The sequence below is a fragment of the Thermus sp. KWY1 genome (assembly GCF_057547025.1).
In genome coordinates, this window is record NZ_BAAJPG010000038.1 from 85049 (window position 1) to 99200 (window position 14152).

Sequence of the window (14152 nt, forward strand, 5' to 3'; positions counted from 1 at the left end):
GGCTTCACCCTCTGGCTTCTTTTGGGCGCATGAGGGTGTTGGGGAGGTATGGCCGTCCGGAGTGTGGTGTAATGTGGAGTTGCCCATGACGGGAGAGCGCATCGTCCACGTTGCCAGCCCCAAGGCCAAGCTGTACGCCGAGGCCGACCAGTCCATTCGCGAGCGTCTAAAGGCCTTTCCCAAGGCCCTTAAGGCCTACGAGCTCCTCATCCAAGACCCCGAGGCCAGGGCTGGGTGGAATATGGCCAACTACATCACCATGCGCAAGCTGGGCTACAACGACCACGGCCGGGTCCACGCCCTCCTCACCGGGGCGGCCAGCGTGGCCATCCTGGCCCTCTTGGCCGAGGCAGGGGTGCGCCTGGACACGGTGGAGTCAGGGGCCGGGGAGCTGGAGGATGCCTACGTGGTGGTCCTCCTTGCCACCATGCTCCACGACTTGGGCAACCAGGTGCACCGGGACCATCACGAGGCCTTTGGCGTCACCCTGTCCCTGCCCATCCTGAACCGGATCCTGGAGAAGATCTACCCTGACCCCGAGCAACGCACCGCCCTTAGGGCCCTCATCCTTCACGGCATCTATAGCCATGACCTCTCCCCGGAGCCCTTAACCATTGAGGCAGGGGTCACCGCCGTGGCCGACGGCACCGACATCACCAAGGGCCGGGGGCGGAAGGCCTTCGCCCTGGGGAGCATCGACATCCACTCGATCAGCGCCCTGGCGGTGGACGAGGTGCGCATCCTCAAAGGGGAGAAGGTGCCCGTGGAGATCCAGGTGACCATGAACAACTCCGCTGGCATCTTCCAGGTGGAGGAAACCCTCACCAAGAAGGTGCTCCGTAGCCCCTTAAGGCCCTACGTGAGCGTGGTGGCCATGACCGAGGGGAACGGGGGCCAGGACCAGCGCATCGTCCACCGGGTGCGCCTTCACGAGAGCGAGGACCGCTTCGTGCTGGACTGAGGCTCCCAACCTGGTCAGCCCTGGGGCCAGAGCGCGCGGATCTCCTTGGGAAGCAGGTTCAGCACATCCCGGATCTCCCCTTGGGAAACCTTTTGGGAAAGCACCTTGAACACCGCCCGGGTGGCGGCCTCGGGGTCCAGGGCGGGTCCCGAAGGCGTTTTGAGCTCCCGGGCCACGTGGGCCAGGAAGGCTTCCTTGTGCCGCTCCTTAAGGGGCTTGCCCGTGGGGTCCCAGCCCTCGTAGAAGAGGCCCCGGATCAGCATGGGAAGCTCGGCGGCCAGCTGGGCGGTTTCCTCCACGGTGAGGCGATCCCTTAAGGCATGGAGCACGGCCCGCAGGGCCATGTACGCCCGGTGGCGGTCCTCTATGCCCAGGGTTTCCATGATCTCCTTCAACCAGCTGTGGGTCTTGTAGATGGTGGTGTCAAAGACCTCGAGGCCCGTGGCGCTCATACCTACCCCTCCTTTCCTTCATCCACCATCATATATCTTGAGCATGACGTTGTGAAGGGACAGGATGCCCCCGGTCCGGGTTGGACGCAAAGGGCTTTCCTTGGCCTGCTTCCCTGGGGCTAGCGCTTGGCCGCTATCTCCTTGGTCAGCTCGCGCTTGAGGATCTTCCCCACGCTGGTTTTGGGCAGGCTGTCCCGGAACTGGATGATGCGGGGAACCTTGTAGGCGGCGAGGTTTTGCCGGCAGAAGGCTTCGATGTCCTTTTCCGTGACCTTGCCCTTATACCCTTCCTTGAGGACGAGGAAGGCGGCCACGGTTTCCCCGCGGTAGGGGTCGGGTACGCCCACCACGGCGGCTTCCTGGACGGCTTCGTGCTGGTAGAGGACCTCTTCCACCTCGCGGGGGTAGATGTTGTAGCCGCCGGCGATGATCATGTCCTTTTTGCGGTCCACGATGTAGAAGTAGCCGTCCTGGTCCATACGGGCCATGTCCCCGGTGAAGAGCCAGCCGTCCTGGAGGGCCTTTTGGGTTTCCTCGGGGCGGTTCCAGTAGCCCTTCATGATGTTGGGGCCTTTGACGACGAGTTCGCCCACCTCTCCCATGGGGACTTCCTTGCCCTCCTCGTCCACCACCTTGGCCTCCACCCCGGGGAAGGGTAGGCCCACGCTCCCCAGCTTGCGGACGCCATGGAGGGGGTTGCAGTGGGTCACGGGGCTTGCCTCGGTGAGGCCGTAGCCCTCCACCAGCTTGGCCCCCGTGAGCCGTTCAAAGCGGTCGGCCACCTCCAGGGGTAAGGGAGCGGAGCCCGAGATGCAAGCCCGTATGCTCCTTAGGTTCCGTTTCTCGATTCCCGGGAAGTTGTTGAAAGCCACGTAGAGGGTGGGCACCCCGGGGAAAAGGGTCACCCGGTGCTTTTCAATGGCCTCCACAATGGGCTTGATCTCCGGCCGGGGGAGAAGGACCAGCTTGGCCGCTCCCAAGAGGGCCAGGTTCATGGCCACGGTCATGCCGTAGACGTGAAAGAAGGGAATGGCCCCCAGCACCACCTCCTCCCCCTCCTGGAAATCGGGGATCCAGGAGCGGACCTGGAGGGCGTTGCTGGAGAGATTCCGGTGGGTGAGCATGGCCCCCTTGGCCACACCCGTGGTCCCTCCCGTGTACTGCAAAAGGGCGAGGTCGTCCAGGTCTAAAGGGACGGGCTGGGGATTACCCGGCTTGAGGAAGGCACGCCAGGGGGTGCCCTCGAGGCTCCTCGGGGCTTGGCCTTTCCGCTTGAGCATCAAGGGGTAGAGGAGATTCTTGGGGAAGGGCAGGTAGTCCTGAATGCCTGTGCGCACCAGGACCTCCACCGGGGTCTCTGCCTTCACCTCCTGGTAGCGGGGAAGAAGAAGGTCCAGGATGACCAGGACCCTGGCCCCCGAGTCCCTGAGCTGGTGCCCGAGTTCCCGTGGGGTGTACATGGGGTTGGTGTTCACCGCCACGCCCCCCGCCAGAAGGGTGCCGTAGAAGGCGATGACGAACTGGGGGGAGTTAGGGAGCATGATGGCCACCCGGTCCCCGGGTTTCAGGCCAGCCTCCTGAAGGCCTTTGGCGAAGGCCTCCACCTGCTGCCACAGGCTTTGGTAGCTAAGACTTCGCCCCAGGAACTCCAGGGCCACCTTGTGGGCATAGCGGCGGGCGTTTTCCCTTAGAAGGTCGGTGAGCAGCCAGGGCCTGGGGGCCTCCTTGGGGACCCCGGGATCGTAGTGGGTGTACCAGGGATGCATGGCACCTCCTTGAACCGGGTCAAAGTTTACCCCCACCTGCGGCTTAGGGCAAGGGCTCTAAGCCCGGAAGTACCGGTAGGGGGGGCCTTCCCGCTTTACGTGCCCCTCGAGGCGCAGGTACTCCAGGTGGGCCAGGGTTTCCGCAAAGGCGAAGCGCCTGCCGGGAGCGTCCAGCTCCTGGGGGAAAAGCCTTAGGGAAAGCTCCCAGGCGGTCATGGGGGCTTGAAGAAAGCCGAGCAGGGCCTCCAGGCGCTCCTGGTGGTGGGCGATGAGCTCTTGGGCCCGCTTCTTCACCTCGAGGATGGGGCCAAAATGCCCCGCATACGCCACCTTGGCTGGAAGCTCCATAAGGCGCTCTAAGGACGCCAGAAAGTCCTTTAGGGGGTTCTCCCGGGTGTAGGCCCAAAGGCCCACGTTGGGGGATACCCGTTCCAAGAGGGCGTCCCCTACCAGGAGGATTCCTTCCTCCTCCAGGAAGAAGGCCGCGTGCCCATCGGCGTGGCCTGGAGTCCAGATGACCCGGAGCTTCTTGCCGGCCACCTCCAGCACCTCCCCGTCCTTCAGGGGCGTGGGGTTTTGGGGAGGGTGGACCCGCTCCCGGGTTTTGGCCATGGTTTCCCGGATGCCCATAAGGGCTTCCTCCGGGGTGCCGTGGTCCAGGAAAAGCCGCCAGCTGGCCTCCTCAAAGGCTTCGGGTTGAAGCCAGAAGAGGTGGCCCCGCCCTACCTCCTCCTCGTGCAGCCATACCCGGGCCCCAAGCCCTTCAAAAAAGCCCGCCAGGCCGTAGTGGTCCGGGTGGTGGTGGGTGAGGAGGATGGTCTTGATGTCGGTAAAGCAAAGGCCGAGCTCCGCCAGGCTGAGCTCCAGGGTTCCCCGGGCCGTCTTGGTGCCCAGGGCGGTGTCCAGGAGGGCCACCTCCCCGTTGCCCCTAAAAAGGTAGAGGTTTACCGTCTTCAGGGGGTAGGGGATGGGCACGGGAAGGAGGTAAAGACCGGGAAGAAGCTCCTTCATAGGAGGACCTGCAGGAGGAGAAGGGCGGCCAGGAAAGGATCCTTTTCCGGGAGGTGCCAGGAGAAGAGGTAGCCTCCCTCGCCATCCGCCCGGACCTCCCTTCCTCCCAGGGCTTGTCTAAGTTTTTCCAGGGCTTCCTCCTGGGAAACCAGCTCCCCGCCGGGCAGGACCACGGTAAGGCGGTCCGCATCCCCATCCAGGGCAAAGCCCACCGCCGGGGGTTCCACCGCCTTCATGAGGACGAGGAGGGTGGGGAGGTTTTCCGGCTTGGGGTCGGGGTCCACCCCGTAGAAGAGGGGGTGGGGAAGGGGGTGGAGTTCCCTAAGTTCCGCCTCGAGGCCCAGGAGCTTGAAGACCCCGGGCAGCACCCCTCCCCCTGCTCCTCCCAGGGTGTCCAGGTAAACCACCCCCTTTTTTCCCTGGGCTCCCTGGCCGGCGTTTTGGGCCAGGTGCTCCAGGTAGGCCTTCTTCCGGTCCAGGACCTGGAAGCTTCCCCGCTTCTGCGGGGCCTCCTGGGGAAGGGCCATCCCTTCCGGGGAAAGGGGTTTCCCGGGGCCCAGGCGGAGCTTCACCCCCTGGAAGCGGGCGGGCTTGCGGCTGGCGGTGAGGTAAAACCCGGCTGCTTCCAGTTCCTTTAGGGCAAAGCCGAAAAGGGGCAAAGGGGAAGGGCCTTTCAGGAGGAAGGTTTCCAGGCCCATTCCCCCCAGGATCCCCGCCGCTTCCTCCGCCATTTCCTTGGCCAGGAAGCGGGTGTCGTGGGCCACCACCACCCGGCGGATCCCTTCCGCCTCGAGCCTGGCTCCAAACCCCGCTGCCACCCGGGCCTGGTGGGCGAAGGTGAACCCCTTGGCGATCTCTCCTAGGAAGCCGTCTTGGGTGGAGTAGAGCTCCATGCCTTAAAGTCTACCCCGTGGTACACTCTCCCCCGTGGAGCTAGAGGGTCAGCGTGGTTCCTCGGGGATGCAGGGGCCCCAAAGCAGCCATCCTGGAGACGAGCTCCTTCGCTCCCTGAACGAAGCCCAGCGCCAGGCGGTCTTGCACTTTGAGGGACCGGCCCTGGTGGTGGCGGGGGCGGGAAGCGGCAAGACCCGCACCGTGGTCCACCGGGTGGCCTACCTCATCGCCAAGAGGGGTGTCTTCCCCTCGGAGATCCTGGCGGTCACCTTCACCAACAAGGCCGCCCTCGAGATGCGGGAGCGCCTTAAGCGCATGGTGAAGGGTGCGGGGGAGCTTTGGGTTTCCACTTTCCACTCCGCCGCCTTGCGGATCCTGAGGGTCTATGGGGAAAGGGTGGGGTTGAAGCCGGGGTTCGTGGTCTACGACGAGGACGACCAGACTGCCCTCATCAAGGAGGTGTTGAAGGAGCTCGGCCTTGCCGCCAGGCCCGGGCCCCTCAAGGCCCTTCTGGACCGCGCCAAGAACCGGGGGGAGGCCCCCGAGTCCCTGCTTTCGGAGCTTCCCGACTACTACGCCGGGCTCAGCCGGGGGAGGCTTCTGGACGTGCTGAAGCGCTACGAGGAAGCCCTTAGGGCCCAGGGAGCCTTGGACTTTGGGGACATCCTCCTTTATGCCCTGCGCCTTCTTAAGGAGGACCAGGAGGTCTTGAAGCGGGTCAGGAGGCGGGCCCGCTTCATCCACGTGGACGAGTACCAGGACACCAATCCCGTGCAGTACCGCTTCACCCGGCTCCTGGCGGGGGAGGAGGCCAACCTCATGGCCGTGGGGGACCCGGACCAGGGCATCTACTCCTTCCGCGCCGCCGACATCAAGAACATCCTGGAGTTCACCCGGGACTTCCCCGGGGCCAAAGTGTACCGCCTCGAGGAGAACTACCGCTCCACCGAGGCCATCCTGCGTTTCGCCAACGCCCTCATCGTAAACAATGCCCTGCGCCTGGAGAAGACCTTGAGGCCCGTGAAGCCCGGGGGGGAGCCTGTGCGCCTCTACCGGGCCCGGGATGCCCGGGACGAGGCCCGCTTCGTGGCCGAAGAGATCCTGCGGCTGGGGCCTCCCTTCGACCGGGTGGCGGTCCTCTACCGCACCAACGCCCAAAGCCGCCTCCTGGAGCAGGCCCTGGCCTCCCGGGGGGTTCCAGCCCGGGTGGTGGGGGGGGTGGGGTTCTTTGAACGGGCGGAGGTGAAGGACCTTCTGGCCTACGCCCGCCTGAGCCTGAACCCCCTGGATGGGGTGAGCCTGAAGCGGGTGCTGAACACCCCTCCCCGGGGCATCGGCCCCGCTACGGTGGAGAAGGTGGAGGCCCTCGCCAGGGAGAAGGGGCTTCCCCTCTTCGAGGCCCTCAGGGTGGCGGCAGAGGTTCTGCCCCGCCCTGCTCCCTTGCGCCACTTCCTGGCCCTGATGGAGGAGCTCCAGGAACTGGCCTTTGGACCGGCGGAGGGATTTTTCCGCCACCTCCTCGAGGCCACGGACTACCCCGCTTACCTGCGGGAGGCTTACCCTGAGGATTACGAGGACCGCCTGGAGAACGTGGAGGAACTTCTCCGGGCGGCCAAGGAGGCGGAGGGTCTTATGGAGTTTCTGGACAAGGTGGCCCTCACCGCCCGGGCGGAGGAGCCGGGGGAGCCCGCGGGCAAGGTGGCCCTCATGACCCTGCACAACGCCAAGGGGCTGGAGTTTCCCGTGGTCTTCGTGGTGGGGGTGGAGGAAGGGCTTTTGCCCCACCGCTCCTCCCTGAGCACCCTGGAGGGCCTCGAGGAGGAGCGCCGCCTCTTCTACGTGGGGGTGACCCGGGCCCAGGAAAGGCTTTACCTTTCCTACGCCGAGGAGCGGGAGGTCTACGGGCGCACGGAGGCTACCCGGCCAAGCCGTTTCCTGGAGGAGGTGGAGGGAGGGCTTTACGCGGAGTACGACCCCTACCGGGCCTCGGCCAAGGTTTCCCCCTCCCCTGCCCCCGGTGAAGCCCGGGCCTCCAAGCCCAAGCCCGGGGCCTATCGGGGTGGGGAGAAGGTGATCCACCCCCGTTTCGGCCAGGGCACGGTGGTGGCGGCCATGGGGGACGAGGTGACGGTGCACTTCGAGGGGGTGGGCTTGAAGCGGCTTTCCCTCAAGTACGCCGACCTGAGGCCTGTGGGGTGAGGCCATGCGCCCGGAGTATCAGAAAGTCCGCCCCCTGGCCTTTCTCCACCGGGTGCCTTCTCCCCTGTTTGACCGCCTGGTGGCCGAGGTGGCCACGGCCAGGCTTCCCCTTTTCCCCTATCCCGTGGAGGCCCAGGATCCCTTTGCCCTCTTCCCCTGCCTGGCCCCTTTGGGCCTGGCCGGGGCGGTGCTGGCGGAGGCCCTGCCGCCTCCCAAGGACCTGGCCTCAAGCCTTTCCCTGGAGGCGGAGGCCCTGGAGGCAGGGCTTTTGGACCTGGTGGTCCCCCGGGTGGGGGGGCTGATGGGGCAGTACACGGAAGGGGTGGCCCTGGAGCGGTTTCTCTCCGCCCACTTTCCCGGGGCCAGGGGGCTATGGCTTGGGCCTTTGAGGCCCTCCCTGGCCCCTTTCCTCAGGCCCCTGGCCCAGGTTTCCGTGGTGGCCTCAAGCTTCGCCGAAGGGGATAGCTTTTTGGCCCGCCTGCCGGAGCGGGCCCGGGGGCACGTGGCCCTAAGGCCGGAGGAGGCCCGGGCCCTTTCCTTGAAGGTGGACCTCCTCCTCTATGCGGGGGGACGGTTTAGCCTGGACGTACTCCACCCCTTCCACGCCCTGGTGGCCCTGGCCCCGGTGGAGAAGGGAGTCTGGGAAAGGGTGCAGGTGGTCTACCCCCCGGAGGACCTCCTGATCTTCCGGGTGCGGGCGGTCCTCGAGGGCCTCGGCTACCCCCTTTGACGGGCCTCTCGGGCCAAAAGCCCCATGCTGAGGGCGATGAGGAGGAAGGCGATCAGGGCCTGCAAGGGGATGGGGAACTGGGGGATGTACTCCACGGAGCAGGGCACCGGGGGCTTGCAGGCCAGGGTGAAGAGGTCGGGGAAGCGCTGCTCCAAAAGGTGCAGGGTGCTGATGCTTCCTCCGATGAGGGAAAGGGTGAGGGCGTAGGGCCAGATGGAAAGGTCCTGTCGCCAAAGGGCCAGGCCCAAGAGGACCGCCTGCGGGTACATGAAGATCCTTTGGTACCAGCAGAGTTCGCAGGGCAAAAAAAGCCGCACCTCGGAGTAGTAGAGGCTTCCTAAGGTGGCCACCAGGGCCACCACCCAGGCGAAGGCGAGAACGAGGGGTGCAAGCGGAGCGCGGTTCATGGGGAGAGCATACCCCCTACGGCGGGGTTTGGGATTCGGCTAAGCCACTGTAGCCAGTTTTGAACTTTGGACTGTGTGACGAGAGGATGGCAATGTGCCTGGTTGGCATATGTCAACCTAGCTTGTTGACTTGAAGGAACTCTTCTGGTGTGCTAAAGGCGTTGAAGAATAAAGGTGTTCCCGCGAAGGACAAAGGAGAAACTGGGCCGATAGTCATGAAGGAATACTCCCTGCTCGCAATGTCAAAAGATGAGTGAGGATCGCGGAACAATTGGTAGAGGTCAAGCGCTTTACTGCGACCGCCTACCAGCTCGCTTAACGCCTTGAACTCAGCGCCCATTCCTAGACCAAAGCCAAAGAAGAAAATGCGCAACTGCTCCAATATCTCCCGATGCAGGCTGGATAAGGTTTGGCTAATGAACAGCCAACCAACCCCATATTTGCGCGTAGTTCGCGCCGCATCAATCAGAATGCTCCGAATCGCCTTCTTCTCCTCGCTCTCAGGCTCCTCGCGAGGCGCAAGACGGTGTGCTTCATCAATTAGCACGAGCGTGTTGAGGCTGCGGTTCTGTTTGTAGGAATATTCTGCTGCTGTGCGAATGCCTTCAAGCAATCGCTTGATCACCAGTGCTTGAATCGTATCATTCCAGAACAAGGGGATACTTTGGGGTTGGGATTGCTCTCCGCTAAACAGAGGGGGCCTATCCAAACGGTCCGGGATTTCAGCTGCTTGTTCTATCGACAAATCGATTACAACAAGAGGCCGTTGACCTTGTTCAGGGATGAACAGGCGGGTAAGCAGCTGCTCCACCTTTTGGGCTCCTGGTCGATCCTCGCGGAACAATTGCGTAACGGGGAGCCAGACTGTTCGATATAGGTCGTTTTCACTGGTAGCCTCTAGCTGCTGACGCACCCGCTCCCTGGCCTCTCTCGAGCCATAGAATTGCACCTGAATACGCTCTTCCTGCAAATACCTCCAGACCTTCTTGAAGTTTTCTTTTTTATGCAAATCAACGAGACGCACACCGTCTTTCTGCAGTTGTTCGCTTATAACCCCTGCAGCCTGACGCTGATTGTCAGTTGCTTTAACACCAACTCTCTGGAAGAATCCGGATTCCAACAGTACCTGTTCAAACAAGCCCCAGCGGTCTAATACCAAATCCTTTACACCATACGTTTGGATAGGTTTGCCTAACTTATTGACAACATGCTTTATCGGCAAGTGAAATTCGCCGGGTACCACTTCTCCCCTGGCCCCCTTGGCAAACTCCCCCTGAGGATCGATAACTAAGATAGCCATGTTAGGGTAACGGGCATAGGCCAGCAGGATCATCTTGGCCAGAACAGATTTCCCGGAACCCGTTTTGCCGAAGATGCCCAGGTGATAAGCCTCACCGGCGCCCTGAGGGCCAGTGTCGAAATGCTTGAACCAAAGGGGCAGAAGGGGCGTTGAGCCATAGACACGCCCCAAGTAGAACAACTGATCACGGTAGGGAGAGAGGAGCTCGGACAGGACGACGTCATCGACAAGATGAATGGGCGTACCTGTGGCTGGGACAGTGCCTAGGATGCTAGGGCGATAGCCATTAGAACTGGCGGAGAAGACGGCGCTGATGGTCATCTCTCCCAGATGGGTATCCTGGCGCTCGCTGACGGCATCCACCCGCCCGCGCTGACGGATCAGGCTCCGCATTGTGGGGTCTTCATGCCAGACGTTGCGTAATTGCACCTCGGTGATCTGTCCCAGTGCATAATGGGAAAGGCCATCCTGGTTATACCGGAACAGAGCAAGCTCGCCCACAAGTTTTTTGTTGACAGCACTGGCCAAAATATCCAGCGCTATTTCGCTGGTGGAGGATGGAGATCCGATTACACCTATCCGCTCGGTTTTGTCTATTAATTGATCGAGCTTCGTCGACATAGGCTTACGCTCCCGATTCTGTGCGATAGCCATGGAGGCCTAGAAAAATCTCGTCTATGTTTCCATGGTAGGTCTCGGCAATCTGCTGACTGGTTACCTGTCGAAAGGTAGGAATAGCCCTAGATAAGTGCTTAACCATTCGATCCGCCATATAGAGCGGATAGGGCTCCATTACTGCGGGCGCGCCGCACTGATGGCGAATGCCATGCAGGGCCGTGGCTAAGCGTGCTGGGTTTTCGGCTACTGCCCGGCTCATTTCTATCCGAAGGGCTGGAAGCCACGAAAAGGGCCGGTAATAAACAACCCGAATTTCGCCTAATAGCGAAATGATTTGCTTGACCATTCGATCAGCTTTTTCCTTCCCAGCAGCCTTCAATGGTTCCAGATTCAAGTGCCAGGGTTCAGCTGGCTGCTGCAAGGCCATGGGCCGGGTGTATTCACCCGGCTCCAACAGAAAGGTCAGGAGAGCACGGTCATCGTACATTTCAGGCCATCCCATCTGTTGGCCGATTTCACGCCTCGTTGTGTACTTAGGAATTGCCAGCCAACAGCGATCGTTTCGAGTAGCAGCCAGTATTGTTAGGTACGCTTGTAAATAATCGAGTATTTTCTCAAGAAAATAGGTCGTGGTTTTCAATTGCGGAACAGCGGAGCTCTTGTTCAGCGCCTGGTTAAAGTAAATCAGAGGGGTGGTAAGAGAACCGTCCAACAAGACAACCTCGTGGGGCGCTTGCGAGGCCAGAATTAACTCCATACCGATCATCAAAGCGCGTAAAATGGTGCCGGTTTCAGCTTCGTGGGGTTCGGTTTCGACCCAAACATCGTGCCGAGGTTCTGGCCAATGGCGCGTTTCTGTGGGGGGCGTTAAGCCCTCCACTGCGACAGCTGCTGCGGCGACCAAATCGTTGGCTAACAGTCGCTCCACAGCGTAAGAACCATCTACACCACAACTCGTCGGGATGGGCGGGTATGGAAGCGTGGCGTCCCGGCTGAGCAAACCGGCCTGTTCCAGGTTTTCCCGCCATGCCGGGCGGCGAGTGTGCGCTTCTTGAAAGTTGGCAAGCAGCTTCTGGCTTAGATCCTCTGTGCGTTTGAGGACGTCATTAACTAAGGCAACGGGCAACTCTCCAAAGGGGGAGTTGGGTGTTTCTCCCATAGCGCTCTTATAACATTATATCACAAATTTTGGGTTGTGAAAGCTTGCAAGAGAGTATCGGCTATTTTAGTGTTAGTCCAACATTTCCAAGAATCAGTGCGCTTTGCCCTTGGTATTAGCCAACGCTCCCGCCACCATTTGGCAAGTTCAGAAAATGGTAGGTCCCGGTACACCGGTTCCAAATCGCGGCCTTCCATATATGCGTCTAGGTTGTCAATAAGTCGGAACAAATACACTTCTCTTTTAACGCCATGACGGAGGAAATCCTTTGGCAAGCCTAATCTTTCAAGGGCACGGACCATTGTTTGCCATTTCCTCCGCGGTCCAGTCCCAAAGCCACCCCTTGTGGATATACCCTGTCCTTCCAAGATGCTGCGAAAAATGGGGTAAAAAAGCTCTAGGTGAAAGGTGCCGTAACCCTCGGTATAACCGATGGGCTCAGCAATCAGCAGTTTGCGGTAGCGCAAGCGATTATATAGGCTGCTGCGCCCAAATGCGCTTGTGGTGGTTAAGGCCACTAAATGGGGGGGCAAGAGTTTCCCATCCATCTGTGTTAAGCGACCAGTGTATTTGCGCGTATAGGCCATTCGAACCTCGTTTGAGGCGGCAGCCAGGGCAACTAGTTTTCCCCCCAATAGGAAGCTATAAGGAGGCACTGCGCCCAGAATATGGACATCCATCGTTTGATTTACCAGTTCAACCTTGCGTCCTGGGGGGTAGGAAAATAGACGGTCTCTTGCTGGGAAGGTGAGGGGAGGGGATTGGAACGAGAGGATGCCTATCAGTTTGCCGTTTGCGCGGTCCTTTACCAAAAATTGCATCCGGCGGCCAAATCCCTTGGAAACGGGAATTGACCAGAGTAGTTTAGCTATGCGGAAGAGGATTCGATCTTCTTCTGTTTTCACTTCAAGGAGCACGGGATCTACTCGTGCGGGATCGACTTCGTCGCCGCTTGCGAAGGAGGAAAGATACTTTGGCAGAACCCCCTCAAGCCATTTGCGTTGCTTACTAAGTTCCTTTTCTACTGCGAAACGGTGAACTGTTCGCAAAAAGTCCTTTTCCCTCGAAGCGTAATCCGGGTTGGCTCTTTCTTCCAAAACCAACTTCAGTAACTGCATGTGTTCGAGGACAGAACTTCTTAACTTTTCTACGTCTTGAATCTCGCTGTTATTGACGTCTTCAACAACGGTTCGTAGCATGGTTAGGTTAATGCTATCACCCTGGCAGAGAGGTTTACCCCTCCAATAACGCCTCCACAAAGGCCTCGGCGTCGAAGGGTTGGAGGTCGTCGGGGCCTTCCCCTACCCCGATGAACCGGATGGGCACCTTAAGGGTGCGCACGATGGGGATGAGGACCCCGCCCTTGGCGGTGCCGTCCAGCTTGGTGACGATGACCCCGGTGAGCCCCACCGCCTCGTGGAAGCGCTTGGCCTGCTCCAGGCCGTTTTGCCCGGTGACGGCATCCAGCACCAGCCAGACCTCCTTGGGCTCCTCGGGATCGGCCTTGGCGATGGCCCGCTTCACCTTCTTCAGCTCCTCCATCAGGTTGTGCTTGGTGTGGAGGCGGCCTGCGGTGTCCACCAGGAGGAGGTCGTAGCCCCTGGCTTTCCGGGCGCTTGCCGCATCAAAGGCCAAAGCGGCGGGGTCGGCTCCTTCCGGCCCCTGGATCACGGGGATGTCCAGGCGTTTCCCCCACTCGGAAAGCTGGGCTCCCCCGGCGGCGCGGAAGGTATCCCCGGCGCAGAACATCACCTTCTTGCCCAGGTTCCGGTAGTAGCGGCCCAGCTTGGCGATGGTGGTGGTCTTGCCCACCCCGTTCACCCCCACCACCAGGACCACGTGGCCCTGGGGTTCTATGGGCTTGGGGTTTTGCGGGCGGAAGCCGAGCTTCCTCAAGGTGGCCCGGCGCTCGTCCGGCTCCAGCATCTGGACGAGCTTCTCCTTAACGGCCTCCTTCAGGTCCTTCCGCCCCGAGGCCCTTACCTCGGCCAGGAGTTCCTCGGTGGCCTCGAGGCCCACGTCGGCGGCAAGGAGGGCCATTTCCAGCTCCTCCAGGACCTCCTCCGAGCTTCCGCCCCAGGGGATGGCCTTGAGGAGGGTTTCCCGCGTCTTGGCGAGGCCGGCTTTCAATCGGTCAAAGAAGCCCATCGTTCCCCTATTTTGCAAGCCCCCGCGCCCCGCCTTGGGGCCTTTAGCGGAAACTTACCCCCAGGGTAAAGTGCCAGACCTTGGGGAAGTTGGCGAAGCCGTAGACGTAGGTGGCCTCGGCAAAAAGCCCCGTGTAGGGGTCCAGAAGGCCCTCCAGTCCCCCGGTGAAGCTCACCCCGGCGGTGAGGCTTGGCCCCACCACGGCGCTGAGCCCCCCGCCGAAGTAGGGGAGGAGGCCCTTCAGGCTGGGGTCGTACTGGCCCAGGTCGGGTTTGAAGAGGAGGGCTCCCTCCAGGGCCACACCCGGGGCTGCCGGGGCCAGCATGGCGGAAAGCCGGCCCGAGAGGTTCTGCCGCAGGCGGTTTTCCAGCCCCGCCCCGAAGGTGAGCCCAAGGCTTTCCCCATAGCCAAACCGCATCTGAATGGCGCTCTGGGCGCTGGCCATTCCCAAAACGAGAAGGAGAGCAAGGAGAACCCGCCTCATGGCTCCAGTATACCCTGGCTTGT

Annotated in this window: 13 protein-coding genes; 3 read left to right on the forward strand and 10 right to left on the reverse strand. The window is 61.4% G+C overall.

Annotated elements, in window-relative coordinates:
• Positions 1–85: 85 nt before the first annotated feature.
• Positions 86–961, forward strand: a complete 876-nt coding sequence (locus tag AC27GT_RS10370) for an HD domain-containing protein (RefSeq protein ID WP_015716467.1) — start codon at positions 86–88, stop codon at positions 959–961.
• 14 nt (positions 962–975) lie between these two features.
• Here AC27GT_RS10370 and AC27GT_RS10375 read toward each other — a convergent pair whose 3' ends face one another.
• The 4 genes from AC27GT_RS10375 to AC27GT_RS10390 all read right to left on the reverse strand — a co-directional run bounded on the left by AC27GT_RS10375 (position 976) and on the right by AC27GT_RS10390 (position 5083).
• On the reverse strand, positions 976–1413 hold the full coding sequence (locus AC27GT_RS10375; protein ID WP_487224114.1) for a DUF2267 domain-containing protein: 438 nt from the start codon (positions 1411–1413) through the stop codon (positions 976–978).
• A 119-nt stretch (positions 1414–1532) separates the two neighbouring features.
• A complete protein-coding gene (locus AC27GT_RS10380; RefSeq protein WP_487224115.1) occupies positions 1533–3179 on the reverse strand; it encodes a long-chain-fatty-acid--CoA ligase in 1647 nt (548 codons plus the stop codon).
• 57 nt (positions 3180–3236) lie between these two features.
• The gene (locus AC27GT_RS10385; protein WP_487224116.1) at positions 3237–4190 is read right to left on the reverse strand and encodes an MBL fold metallo-hydrolase; all 954 of its coding nucleotides are present in this window, start codon (positions 4188–4190) and stop codon (positions 3237–3239) included.
• Complete coding sequence (locus tag AC27GT_RS10390; protein ID WP_487224117.1) at positions 4187–5083, reverse strand: phosphohexomutase domain-containing protein; 897 nt, start codon at positions 5081–5083, stop codon at positions 4187–4189. Before AC27GT_RS10390 ends, AC27GT_RS10385 begins: the two co-directional genes overlap by 4 nt.
• Before the next feature lie 67 nt (positions 5084–5150).
• Here AC27GT_RS10390 and AC27GT_RS10395 point away from each other — a divergent pair, with 67 nt between their 5' ends.
• Positions 5151–7283: an ATP-dependent helicase gene (locus AC27GT_RS10395; protein WP_487224151.1), complete on the forward strand. Its 2133-nt coding sequence runs from the start codon at positions 5151–5153 to the stop codon at positions 7281–7283.
• A 4-nt stretch (positions 7284–7287) separates the two neighbouring features.
• Positions 7288–8013, forward strand: coding sequence for a hypothetical protein (locus tag AC27GT_RS10400; protein WP_487224118.1), 726 nt, complete (start codon positions 7288–7290; stop codon positions 8011–8013).
• On the opposite strand, the gene AC27GT_RS10405 is transcribed toward AC27GT_RS10400, so the two are convergent.
• From AC27GT_RS10405 to AC27GT_RS10430, 6 genes are all read right to left on the reverse strand, one after another.
• A complete protein-coding gene (locus AC27GT_RS10405) occupies positions 8001–8420 on the reverse strand; it encodes a disulfide bond formation protein B (RefSeq protein WP_015716474.1) in 420 nt (139 codons plus the stop codon). The two genes, AC27GT_RS10400 and AC27GT_RS10405, sit on opposite strands and share 13 nt — an antisense overlap.
• A 112-nt stretch (positions 8421–8532) precedes the next feature.
• Entirely contained in the window at positions 8533–10341 is a 1809-nt protein-coding gene (locus AC27GT_RS10410; RefSeq protein ID WP_041438060.1) for an ATP-binding protein, read from the reverse strand.
• Positions 10342–10345: 4 nt separating this feature from the next.
• Complete coding sequence (locus AC27GT_RS10415; RefSeq protein WP_041438063.1) at positions 10346–11497, reverse strand: DNA double-strand break repair nuclease NurA; 1152 nt, start codon at positions 11495–11497, stop codon at positions 10346–10348.
• A 20-nt stretch (positions 11498–11517) separates the two neighbouring features.
• A complete protein-coding gene (locus tag AC27GT_RS10420; RefSeq protein ID WP_200855933.1) occupies positions 11518–12696 on the reverse strand; it encodes a Druantia anti-phage system protein DruA in 1179 nt (392 codons plus the stop codon).
• Between the two features lie 34 nt (positions 12697–12730).
• On the reverse strand, positions 12731–13645 hold the full coding sequence (gene ftsY, locus AC27GT_RS10425) for a signal recognition particle-docking protein FtsY (protein ID WP_487224119.1): 915 nt from the start codon (positions 13643–13645) through the stop codon (positions 12731–12733).
• A gap of 43 nt (positions 13646–13688) precedes the next feature.
• The gene (locus tag AC27GT_RS10430; RefSeq protein WP_038071538.1) at positions 13689–14129 is read right to left on the reverse strand and encodes a hypothetical protein; all 441 of its coding nucleotides are present in this window, start codon (positions 14127–14129) and stop codon (positions 13689–13691) included.
• Positions 14130–14152 lie beyond the last annotated feature (23 nt).

Excerpts from the sequence above, each read along its gene's own strand:
- AC27GT_RS10370 (WP_015716467.1), top strand. The coding sequence starts at position 86 with ATGACGGGAGAGCGCATCGTCCACGTTGCCAGCCCCAAGGCCAAGCTG.
- AC27GT_RS10375 (WP_487224114.1), bottom strand. The coding sequence starts at position 1,413 with ATGAGCGCCACGGGCCTCGAGGTCTTTGACACCACCATCTACAAGACC.
- AC27GT_RS10380 (WP_487224115.1), bottom strand. The coding sequence starts at position 3,179 with ATGCATCCCTGGTACACCCACTACGATCCCGGGGTCCCCAAGGAGGCC.
- AC27GT_RS10385 (WP_487224116.1), bottom strand. The coding sequence starts at position 4,190 with ATGAAGGAGCTTCTTCCCGGTCTTTACCTCCTTCCCGTGCCCATCCCC.
- AC27GT_RS10390 (WP_487224117.1), bottom strand. The coding sequence starts at position 5,083 with ATGGAGCTCTACTCCACCCAAGACGGCTTCCTAGGAGAGATCGCCAAG.
- AC27GT_RS10395 (WP_487224151.1), top strand. The coding sequence starts at position 5,151 with ATGCAGGGGCCCCAAAGCAGCCATCCTGGAGACGAGCTCCTTCGCTCC.
- AC27GT_RS10400 (WP_487224118.1), top strand. The coding sequence starts at position 7,288 with ATGCGCCCGGAGTATCAGAAAGTCCGCCCCCTGGCCTTTCTCCACCGG.
- AC27GT_RS10405 (WP_015716474.1), bottom strand. The coding sequence starts at position 8,420 with ATGAACCGCGCTCCGCTTGCACCCCTCGTTCTCGCCTTCGCCTGGGTG.
- AC27GT_RS10410 (WP_041438060.1), bottom strand. The coding sequence starts at position 10,341 with ATGTCGACGAAGCTCGATCAATTAATAGACAAAACCGAGCGGATAGGT.
- AC27GT_RS10415 (WP_041438063.1), bottom strand. The coding sequence starts at position 11,497 with ATGGGAGAAACACCCAACTCCCCCTTTGGAGAGTTGCCCGTTGCCTTA.
- AC27GT_RS10420 (WP_200855933.1), bottom strand. The coding sequence starts at position 12,696 with ATGCTACGAACCGTTGTTGAAGACGTCAATAACAGCGAGATTCAAGAC.
- ftsY (WP_487224119.1), bottom strand. The coding sequence starts at position 13,645 with ATGGGCTTCTTTGACCGATTGAAAGCCGGCCTCGCCAAGACGCGGGAA.
- AC27GT_RS10430 (WP_038071538.1), bottom strand. The coding sequence starts at position 14,129 with ATGAGGCGGGTTCTCCTTGCTCTCCTTCTCGTTTTGGGAATGGCCAGC.